Origin of the sequence: Bacillus sp. EU55 (assembly GCF_038005925.1) — a bacterium.
Lineage (GTDB): Bacteria > Bacillota > Bacilli > Bacillales > Bacillaceae > Bacillus > Bacillus velezensis.
On record NZ_JBBOUE010000001.1, the window covers coordinates 4,267,880 to 4,277,883 of the forward strand.

At 44.3% G+C, this 10,004-nt stretch carries 10 protein-coding genes; all 10 read right to left on the minus strand.

Features of this window, described 5'->3' with window-relative positions; genetic code table 11:
• Positions 1-22: 22 nt before the first annotated feature.
• The 10 genes from NYE50_RS21755 to rpmH all read right to left on the minus strand — a co-directional run bounded on the left by NYE50_RS21755 (position 23) and on the right by rpmH (position 9,382).
• On the minus strand, positions 23-874 hold the full coding sequence (locus tag NYE50_RS21755) for a ParB/RepB/Spo0J family partition protein (RefSeq protein WP_004392966.1): 852 nt from the start codon (positions 872-874) through the stop codon (positions 23-25).
• A complete protein-coding gene (gene soj, locus NYE50_RS21760; protein WP_007409899.1) occupies positions 867-1,628 on the minus strand; it encodes a sporulation initiation inhibitor protein Soj in 762 nt (253 codons plus the stop codon). The genes NYE50_RS21755 and soj overlap by 8 nt, the downstream gene beginning before the upstream one ends.
• Positions 1,629-1,917: 289 nt before the next feature.
• Complete coding sequence (noc, locus tag NYE50_RS21765) at positions 1,918-2,769, minus strand: nucleoid occlusion protein (RefSeq protein WP_007615083.1); 852 nt, start codon at positions 2,767-2,769, stop codon at positions 1,918-1,920.
• A 121-nt stretch (positions 2,770-2,890) separates the two neighbouring features.
• Positions 2,891-3,610, minus strand: coding sequence for a 16S rRNA (guanine(527)-N(7))-methyltransferase RsmG (rsmG, locus tag NYE50_RS21770; RefSeq protein WP_007409901.1), 720 nt, complete (start codon positions 3,608-3,610; stop codon positions 2,891-2,893).
• A gap of 13 nt (positions 3,611-3,623) precedes the next feature.
• Positions 3,624-5,510: a tRNA uridine-5-carboxymethylaminomethyl(34) synthesis enzyme MnmG gene (gene mnmG, locus NYE50_RS21775; protein ID WP_007615086.1), complete on the minus strand. Its 1,887-nt coding sequence runs from the start codon at positions 5,508-5,510 to the stop codon at positions 3,624-3,626.
• Positions 5,511-5,526: 16 nt separating this feature from the next.
• Positions 5,527-6,906 (minus strand): tRNA uridine-5-carboxymethylaminomethyl(34) synthesis GTPase MnmE, encoded by a 1,380-nt coding sequence (gene mnmE, locus NYE50_RS21780; protein WP_007409903.1) that lies wholly within the window; start codon positions 6,904-6,906, stop codon positions 5,527-5,529.
• 289 nt (positions 6,907-7,195) lie between these two features.
• Positions 7,196-7,837, minus strand: a complete 642-nt coding sequence (gene jag / locus NYE50_RS21785; protein WP_224988712.1) for an RNA-binding cell elongation regulator Jag/EloR — start codon at positions 7,835-7,837, stop codon at positions 7,196-7,198.
• On the minus strand, positions 7,834-8,583 hold the full coding sequence (gene spoIIIJ / locus NYE50_RS21790; RefSeq protein ID WP_007409906.1) for a YidC family membrane integrase SpoIIIJ: 750 nt from the start codon (positions 8,581-8,583) through the stop codon (positions 7,834-7,836). The genes jag and spoIIIJ overlap by 4 nt, the downstream gene beginning before the upstream one ends.
• 160 nt (positions 8,584-8,743) lie before the next feature.
• Positions 8,744-9,094, minus strand: a complete 351-nt coding sequence (rnpA, locus tag NYE50_RS21795) for a ribonuclease P protein component (RefSeq protein ID WP_004392944.1) — start codon at positions 9,092-9,094, stop codon at positions 8,744-8,746.
• Between the two features lie 153 nt (positions 9,095-9,247).
• Entirely contained in the window at positions 9,248-9,382 is a 135-nt protein-coding gene (gene rpmH / locus NYE50_RS21800) for a 50S ribosomal protein L34 (RefSeq protein ID WP_003178075.1), read from the minus strand.
• Between the last annotated feature and the right edge of the window lie 622 nt (positions 9,383-10,004).

The window sequence follows — 10,004 nt, forward strand, 5'->3', positions numbered from 1 at the left end:
ATCTTTTAAAAAAAGATGGTTTTTACGCTTCTCTTTCAGACAATAGTTCTAGGATACGTTCAAGATCTTCATTTGAGAAAAACTCAATCTCAATCTTCCCTTTTTTCTTTTGTCTCTTAATATTTACTGTTGTTCCGAAGTAATTTTGCAAATACGATTCCCGCTCTTTTAACACAACATCTTGAACAGGTTCTTTTTTCTTTGTTTCACGTGGAACATTGTTGTTTAACTGCTGAATCAGCTGCTCAAGCTGACGGACGTTCAGCTGTTCTTCAACCACTTTCTTCACAAGCGGTTCAAGCTTGTTTTTATTTTTCAAACCAAGCAAGGTTCTGCCGTGTCCCATGGATAACGTACCTTCTGCAATGAGGTTCTGGATGCTTTCCGGCAGCGTCAGCAGTCTTAAATGGTTGGCAATATGAGGCCTGCTTTTCCCGAGCCGTTTAGCGAGCTGTTCCTGGGTTAAATCCAAATGCTTCAGCAGTGAGTCATATGCCAGAGCTTCTTCAAGCGGTGATAAGTCTTCACGCTGAAGGTTTTCCAAAAGAGCGATTTCCCGCATCAGCGATTCAGATAAATCCCGCACGATAGCCGGTACTGTCTCTTTACCGGCCAGTTTTGCGGCGCGGTAACGGCGTTCGCCGGCTACAATATCATAGCCCTTCAATGATTTTCTCACGATAATGGGCTGAAGAATGCCATGCTGAATGATGGATTCCTTCAGTTCAGCTAATGACTCATCGTCAAATTGTTTTCTTGGCTGATAAGGATTGGGGCGCAAATCACTGATTTTAATCTCTTCCACTGTCTCTTCAGACAAATCAACCTGATTAAACAACGCGTTAATCCCTTTTCCGAGCCCGCCTTTAGCCATTCGCTGCCACTTCCTTTGCTAAATCTAAATATACTTCCGCACCTCTCGAACGCGGATCGTATAATATGATCGGCTTGCCGTGACTCGGCGCCTCACTTAAACGGACATTGCGAGGGATAATGGTTTGATACACTTTATCTCTAAAGTATTTCTTTACCTCCTCTATCACTTGAATGCCGAGATTCGTTCTGGCATCAAGCATCGTCAGAAGCACTCCTTCTATCATTAAGTCGGTATTTAAATGTTTTTGCACAAGCCGAACTGTATTTAATAATTGACTCAATCCTTCAAGAGCGTAGTATTCGCACTGAACCGGGATAACGACTGAATCTGAAGCGGTAAGCGCATTAATCGTTAATAACCCGAGAGACGGAGGACAATCAATAATCATGTAATCGTAATTTTGTTTCACTGATTCTAATGCTCTTTTCAGCCTGACCTCCCGTGAGATCGTCGGAACCAATTCGATTTCCGCTCCCGCAAGCTGGATCGTGGCCGGAATGACATCTAAGTTCTCTACTGAAGTCGGTTTAATAATATCTGTAACATCTGCATCATCTACTAAAATGTCGTACACACAATGATCCACATCGGCTTTTTCAATCCCTAATCCGCTCGTTGCATTGCCCTGCGGATCAATATCAACAAGAAGAACCCTTTTACCTATGTAAGCCAAGCAAGCCCCCAGATTAACAGAAGTCGTCGTCTTCCCGACTCCGCCTTTTTGGTTCGTAATTGCTATGATTTTTCCCACGATGTCACCTACCTTCACATGAACATGTACTGTCTTGTTTCTATCTTATCAAAAAAAGAGTAAAGCGTTTTATTTTTTTCATAATTTGTTTATCAGCAAGTGAAAAAAATGTAAACGAAAAAGACACTTTCTAATATAAGTTCTCCGATAATGTGACTTTTTTGACTGTAAAAAGACAATTCACGACACAAAAAGATAAAATTTTACATATATAATGTATAGTACCTATCATTATCTCAAAATAGTTTTTTGATTAAAATAAAAACTCCCCTGCTGATCAGGAGAGTTTTTATTTAGGTATCCGAATGGTAAGCTGGATGTACTCTTCGAATTCTTCTTCTTCAGTATTCAGTCTGACGCCGCTGTCTTCTACCATGGACAGTGACTGACGAATCGTATTCATCGCAATTCTTGTATCCCTGCTGAACGCTTTGCGTCTCGGCTTTGGTTTCTGCTTATTCTGTTCAAGCATTTTCACCACTCTGTCTTCCGTCTGCTTGACGTTTAAGCTTTTCTCAATGATTTCCGCAAGCAATGTGACCTGAAGCTCCGGCTGTTTGAGCGGAATCAGTGCTCTTGCATGACGTTCCGTAATTTTTTTCTCCATAATCGCATCCTGGACCGGTTCCGGGAGCTTTAACAATCGGAGCTTGTTCGCAATCGTTGACTGGCCTTTTCCTAAGCGCTGCGCCAAGGCTTCCTGTGTTAAATCATGAAGTTCTAACAGCCTTGCGTACGCATGAGCTTCCTCAATGGAGGACAATTCTTCCCTTTGCAGGTTTTCAATCAAAGCGACAGATGCTGTTTCCGTATCAGAAAAATCTTTAATAATTGCGGGAATCTTCTCCCATTCAAGCGTCTGTACCGCTCTCCAGCGCCTTTCACCCGCAATGAGCTCATATTGTCCTTCATCTTCTGTATGTCTGACAACAATCGGCTGAATGATGCCGTGTGTATGGATAGTCATTGCTAACTCTTTGATTTTTTCATCTGAGAAAATGGTGCGTGGCTGAAAACGGTTGGGAACGATAGCATGTACCGGTATTTCGAGTATCTCTTCTTTGTTTGTATCATGCTCAGCTATCTCCGGTTCCTCTTCCTTCTCACCAAACCCGAAGAAACGAGAGAATGAATGCTTCATGTACCTACACCACCTTTAAAAACTGCCATTTTTATAATTCTATTTTCTCATGGTTTTTCCTGCTGTATCTTCATCAATTTTGCAGAAAATATGATGGAATTGTCACATCAGGCTGTCTAAATTACCCTTCAATTGGCGATTTATTTGGAGTACCCGGTTTTCTCGGATATTTTTTCGGAGTGCTTTTCGTCTTGCGAATGATCATAATGTTCCGTTCACTTTCTTCAACAGGAAGTGTAAAGGAATGAACTTGTTCAAGCTCTCCTCCCAATACTTTAATCGCCTTTTGCCCCGCTTTCAGCTCTTCATCAGCGGCGGCTGCTTTCAGTGCGGCAAATACGCCGTTTTTCTTGGCCAGCGGCAGACAAAGCTCACTCAGGACCGACAGACGCGCCACCGCACGGGCCGTCACGAGATCGAAGCTTTCCCGTACGTCTTTCCGCTGTCCGAATGTCTCCGCTCTGTCATGGACAAATGTCGTATGCTCTAATTGTAAAGCATCAGAGAGAGTTTCCAAAAACGTAATCCGCTTATTCAGTGAATCGACGATGGTGACATGCAGATGCGGGAAGCAGATTTTGATGGGCAGGCTTGGAAAACCGGCGCCGGCGCCGACATCACAAAGAGTGGTGACCTTTTCAAAATCAATATAAAATGCCGCCGTTATCGAATCATAAAAATGCTTGAGATAAACTTCCTTTTTCTCAGTGATGGATGTCAGATTCATTTTTTCGTTCCATTCCACGAGCATCCGGTAATACAACTCGAATTGCTCCAGCTGGCGGTCAGAAAGGGAAATCCCTTTCTCCGCTAAACTGGATGTAAATTCCTCTATATTCATGCCGTCATCCTTTCTATTCAGCTACCTTGGCAATACGGCCCTGCTCCAGGTATACCAGCAGGATTGAAATGTCTGCCGGATTGACACCGGAAATACGGGACGCTTGAGCAACTGATAAAGGACGCACTTCTTTCAGCTTTTGACGGGCTTCAGTAGCAATTCCTTTAATGGCGTCATAATCAATCCGATCAGGGATTTTTTTGTTTTCCATTTTCTTCAGCTTTTCCACTTGCTGCAAGGATTTTTCGATATATCCTTCATATTTCACCTGAATTTCCACTTGTTCCGCCACATCTTGCGGAACCGGAGAATCTGCAGGCGCAAGTTTTGTCACTGTTTCATAGTTCATTTCCGGACGTTTCATTAAATCTGTGCCGCGCACTCCGTCTTTCAGCTCGCTTCCGCCGAGTGAACGGATATATTCCTGATTCTCAGGAGACGGCTTAATAATAACAGACCAGAGACGTTTTTTCTCTGCCTCGATCGCCGCTTTTTTCTTCTCAAACGCTTCATAGCGCTCATCAGAAATTAAGCCGATATCGTGGCCGATTTCCGTCAGACGAAGATCCGCGTTGTCGTGACGGAGCAGCAGTCTGTATTCCGCCCGTGAAGTCAGCAGACGGTACGGTTCATTGGTTCCTTTCGTTACCAAATCATCAATCAATACACCGATATAAGCATCGGAACGGCTGAGGATCACTTCTTCTTTTCCAAGCGCTTTGCGGCCTGCGTTGATCCCTGCCATAATTCCTTGCCCGGCTGCTTCCTCATAACCTGATGTACCGTTAATTTGACCGGCTGTGTACAGGTTAGGGATTTTTTTCGTCTCCAGTGTAGGCCAGAGCTGCGTCGGTACAATTGCGTCATACTCAATCGCGTATCCGGCTCTCATCATCTGCACCTTTTCCAGTCCCGGAATGGTCGCCAGCATCCGCTGCTGCACGTCCTCAGGAAGACTCGTGGATAAACCTTGAACGTATACTTCCTGCGTATTTCTGCCTTCCGGCTCAAGGAAAATCTGATGACGCGGTTTATCATTAAACCGAACGACTTTATCTTCAATCGAAGGGCAGTATCTCGGTCCCGTTCCTTTAATCATACCGGAATACATTGGCGAACGATGCAGGTTGCTGTCGATGATCTCATGAGTCTCAGGACTCGTGTAAGTCAGCCAGCAAGGCAGCTGATCGGTAATGTATTCAACCGTTTCATATGAGAAAGCGCGCGGAACCGGGTCCCCCGGCTGGATTTCTGTTTTGCTGTAATCAATGGAATCGCTTGAGACACGAGGAGGCGTGCCCGTTTTAAAACGGACGAGATCAAAACCGAGCTCCTCTAAGTGCTCAGAAAGTTTAATAGACGGCTGCTGGTTATTCGGACCGCTTGAGTAAGACAGATCACCGAGAATGATCCGTCCTCTTAAATACGTTCCGGTTGTCAGCACGACCGTTTTTGCCTTATATTCAGCACCGGTTTGCGTAATGACACCGCGGCACTCTCCGTCTTCAATGATTAAACGCTCGGCAATCCCTTGAAGAAGTGTCAAATTCGGTGTTTTTTCCAGCGTATGCTTCATTTCGTGCTGATATTGGAATTTATCCGCCTGCGCACGCAGCGCCCGTACGGCCGGACCTTTTCCTGTATTCAGCATTCTCATTTGAATATGAGTTTTATCTATATTTCTAGCCATTTCTCCGCCGAGCGCGTCAATTTCGCGGACGACAATCCCTTTCGCGGGGCCGCCGACAGACGGATTACATGGCATAAACGCAACCATATCAAGATTAATCGTCAAAACAAGCGTTTTGGCTCCCTGGCGCGCGGATGCGAGGGCAGCCTCAACACCGGCATGCCCGGCGCCGATGACAATCACGTCGTATTGGCCTGCTTCATACCCCATGGTTTTTTCCTCCCTTTTATTTACCTAAACAAAATTGTGAAAAGAGCTGATCAATTAAGCTTTCGTGGACGGCATCACCGATGATTTCGCCCAGCAGCTCCCAGCACCTTGTCAAATCAATTTGGACCATATCAATCGGAACATCCTGTTCAATTCCGTTCAGCGCATCATCAATCGCTTGCTTTGCCTGATGCAGAATCGAGATATGACGGGTGTTGCTGACATAGGTGAGATCTCCGCTTTCGATCGCTCCTGTATAAAATAGCGACTGAATCGCTTCCTCTAAATCTTGAATGCCTTCTTCTTTCAGCAATGAGGTCGTGACGACAGGCCGGCCTTTCGCCAGTTCCTTGACGCGCTCAGCGTCAATCTTAGCCTCAAGGTCCGTCTTATTCATAATGACAATGACGTCCATTCCCTCAACCGCTTCAAACAATTTTACATCTTCTTCAGAAAGCTCTTCGCTGTGGTTAAGCACAAGCAAAATGAGATCCGCTTCCTTAAGAACCTGCCGTGACCGTTCCACACCGATTCTTTCGACGATGTCTTCTGTCTCACGGATTCCGGCGGTATCGACAAGCCGAAGCGGCACGCCTCGCACGTTGACATATTCCTCAATCACATCACGCGTCGTTCCCGGAATATCGGTTACGATCGCCTTCGTTTCATGGACAAGGCTGTTAAGCAGAGAGGATTTTCCGACGTTCGGACGGCCGATGATCACGGTAGACAGTCCCTCACGCAAAATTTTCCCCTGCTCAGACGTACGGAGCAGCGCCTCGATTTCTTTCTTCACGCCGCTTGCCTTCTCCACTAAAAGCTGATGCGTCATTTCTTCGACGTCATCATATTCCGGATAATCTATATTAACCTCAACATGTGCAAGTGTTTCTAACAGCTCATCACGCAGACGGCGGACAAGCGCGGAAAGCCGTCCTTCCATCTGGTTCATGGCGACATTCATGGCACGGTCCGTTTTGGCCCTGATCAGATCCATCACCGCTTCCGCCTGTGAAAGGTCAATCCGTCCGTTTAAAAATGCGCGCTTCGTAAACTCACCGGGTTCTGCCAGTCTCGCACCTTCTCTTAAAGCAAGCTGGAGCACCTGATTAACCGTCACAATACCCCCGTGACAGTTGATTTCAATGACATCTTCCCTTGTGAATGTTCTGGGCGCTCTTAAAACAGACACCATGACTTCCTCAATAATCCGTCCTGTCGTGCTGTCCGCGATATGCCCGTAATGAATGGTATGCGATTCTGCCGAACTGAGCGTTTTGCCTTTCGGACCCTTGTACATTTTGTCGGCGATCTTTACGGCTTCCGGGCCGCTCAGCCGAACGATCGCGATCGCGCCTTCACCCATCGGAGTTGAAATCGCTGCAATTGTATCCATGCTGTTCACCTCTCTTTATCTCTGTTTCCATCTATATAAAAAATTTTATTTACGCCAAAATTAAAAGATAACATAGTTTGGTTTGAAGTGGAAGTTACGTTATCCACAAAGGCAGAAATTCATCCCTTATTACTTTAACTTATCCACATGTGAATAACAATTAATTTTATTTCCTAAAACCTTTTTTATCAACAGCATAGACCGAAAAAGAAAAAACTTAAACGCTAAAAATGCGATTCTGCTTAGGAATAGAGCCATTTTTACCAATAAAAAAACCGAAGTTCCGATTTTACCCGGACTTCGGTTTTCTGCTATCTTTATGGGAAATAACGAGATGGCGGTACCGGCCTTCACCGGTAGAAAACGTTTTGATATTTGGATGCTTTGACAGCGCGTCATGGATGATTTTTCTTTCACCTGACGGCATCGGTTCTAAATGCACATCTTTTTTCGTTTTCGACACTTGCTTGGCCAGCCTGTTTGCCAGCTGATCCAGAATTTCTCTTCTTTTCCGCCGGTAATTCTCAGCGTCGACAACGGCTTGGCGATACTGGCCGGAGCCGCGGTTCAAAACAAGCTGCGTCAATGTTTCCAGGGCATTGAGTGTTTGTCCTCTTTTGCCAATAAGCAGCGCCGCTTTTTCACCTTTAATGTGAAAACAGACTGTTTTCTTGTTTTCTTCCGTCACAATCTCAGAAGGCCCGGCAATGGAATCGATGATTTCTTCCAAATACGCTTTCGCTTCCTGAACAGGATTTCTTTTCTCTTCCAGTTCTACGATCGCATTCTTTTTTCCGAAAATACCCAAAAACCCTTTATATTCTTCTTGCACCACCGTTATTTCTACTTGATCTTTCGTCAGTTGAAGTTCCTGAAGGCCTGATTGAACTGCTTCTTCGACATTCCGTCCCGCAGCAGTCACCTTCTTCACTTTTTCTTTCCTCCCGCTTTCTGCGTTTCCGGATCGTGTTTAATGTCAGGTCCTTTAATAAGGAATGTCTGAGCAATCATAAACAGGTTTCCGACTACCCAATACAGAGAAAGCGCGCTCGGGAAGTTGATCGCAAATACGATGATCATAATCGGCATAATCCATACCATCATTGCCATTTGAGGATTCTGAGTCGGATTTCCGGCCATCATCAGCTTCTGCTGGACAAAAGTGGCCACACCGGCAACGATAGGAAGAATATAGTAAGGATCCTTCTCTCCTAGGTCAAACCATAAAAAGCTGTGCTGTGAAATGGCTTGCGTACGCATAATGGCGTGGTAGAATCCGATCAAAATCGGCATTTGAATCAGGATCGGGAAACATCCCGCCAGCGGGTTTACCCCGTGCTTTGAAAACAGGGCCATCGTTTCCTGCTGAAGCTTCTGCTGCGTTTTTTGATCTTTAGAGCTGTATTTTTCTCTGAGCTTCTGCATTTCAGGCTGCAGCGCCTGCATCGCTTTTGAGCTTCGAAGCTGCTTGATCATCAGCGGCAGAATCAGCAGACGAATTAAAATCGTAACGATGATGATCGATAAACCATAGTTATCGCCCGTCAGTTTCGCTACGTACGTAATGACTTCTGACAATGGATACACAACATATTTGTCCCAGAAATGCGGACTATTCGCCGTAATCGGCTCTTTCACACTCGAGCACCCGGCCAGCAGCACGAGCATACCGACCATACTCAGTAGTAACCATATTCTCCTTTTCAAGAACGTTTCCTCCTATACCAATCTTTATAAACCTTGTATGTATTTTAGCATCTTTCAGTTTCAAATGGCGTTCATTTTTCGCCAAATAAAAGGAAGCGCTTTTAAAAACGTGAAGAAAACAAAATATGAGCTATTTTGACGAAGATTTCTTATATAATGAGGTTTTTCTGAATAAGTGCTGCAGACTCTTTTTCGTTTCTTCAAAACTGAGGTCGCCGGCGGGTTTTCTTGCGATAATAATAAAATCTTTCGGCTTGAGCAGCTCTTTTTCCTCCTGAACAGCCTGCCTTATTAACCGCTTCACCCGATTGCGCACGACGGCATTGCCGATTTTTTTACTGACAGAAAGCCCTACCCGGAGCTCTTCCTGTTTCGGCTGATCAAGCGTATACAGCACGAACTGGCGGTTTGCCATAGACGTTCCGCGTTTAAACACTTTTTGAAAATCTTCATTTTTCTTTAACCGATTTCGCTTCTTCACTTTAATTCACTCCGATATTCACTCGCAGAAACTTTTATTTCTATCTAAAAAAAACGGGCCGCCGGAATACTGAAGAAATTTCTCCAGTACCGGGCGACGCATGACATCTCACTCTCTTAATGTGAAAAAAGACCACTGACATTATTCAGTGGCCTAAGCTGATAATACTTTTCTGCCTTTGCGGCGACGGCGTGCTAATACTAGACGACCGTTTTTTGAACTCATACGGCTTCTGAAGCCATGAACTTTACTGCGTTTACGGTTATTCGGTTGGAATGTTCTTTTCATTTATGACACCTCCCTCGAGGAATAGCTGTTAAAGACAGTCTTACTTATTATATTTGTGCTGCCTATTCATTGTCAACTTCAGCAGTGCTTTTATTTCTTACAACCATAATAGGATAACATACCTTAACCAGTTTAGAAACCTTATTTTTCATATTCCTTTTTTTAACGCACAAAAAAAAGCCGCGCTCCCTCGAAAAAACGACATGTGGATAATTTTTTGGCCTTTTTTTAATATCCACAATCGTTATCGACAACATTTTCACATTGCTAACCCCTGTGGACAAAGATTTTTCAACAAGTTGTCAGGTTTGTGGATAAGATTACGAGAACCATTGCAAGTCCTCGCTTAATTTGATATTATATTTGTGTTTTAACTCTTAATTACTTATCCAGTCCATTCTCTTTATCCACAATTTGTGGATAAGTTGTGGATTGTTTTCACACAGCTTGTGTAGATTGTTGTCCACAACTTGTGGAATTTGTCGAAAAGCTATTTTTCTACTATACTATATGTTTTCAACATTTCGTGTGTACGAATGGTCAGAGCCATATGCTCTTTTTTTGTGTTCTATAACAGGGAAAGGGCGCTGATTTTTAAAGAAAAGGAGGGCTGTGCCGGATA

Bases quoted from the DNA above. Each gene is read 5' to 3' on its own strand.
- mnmG (WP_007615086.1), bottom strand. From the start codon at position 5,510: ATGGGGTATGAAGCAGGCCAATACGACGTGATTGTCATCGGCGCCGGG.
- NYE50_RS21755 (WP_004392966.1), bottom strand. From the start codon at position 874: ATGGCTAAAGGCGGGCTCGGAAAAGGGATTAACGCGTTGTTTAATCAG.
- mnmE (WP_007409903.1), bottom strand. From the start codon at position 6,906: ATGGATACAATTGCAGCGATTTCAACTCCGATGGGTGAAGGCGCGATC.
- rpmH (WP_003178075.1), bottom strand. From the start codon at position 9,382: ATGAAAAGAACATTCCAACCGAATAACCGTAAACGCAGTAAAGTTCAT.
- spoIIIJ (WP_007409906.1), bottom strand. From the start codon at position 8,583: ATGGTCGGTATGCTCGTGCTGCTGGCCGGGTGCTCGAGTGTGAAAGAG.
- rsmG (WP_007409901.1), bottom strand. From the start codon at position 3,610: ATGAATATAGAGGAATTTACATCCAGTTTAGCGGAGAAAGGGATTTCC.
- noc (WP_007615083.1), bottom strand. From the start codon at position 2,769: ATGAAGCATTCATTCTCTCGTTTCTTCGGGTTTGGTGAGAAGGAAGAG.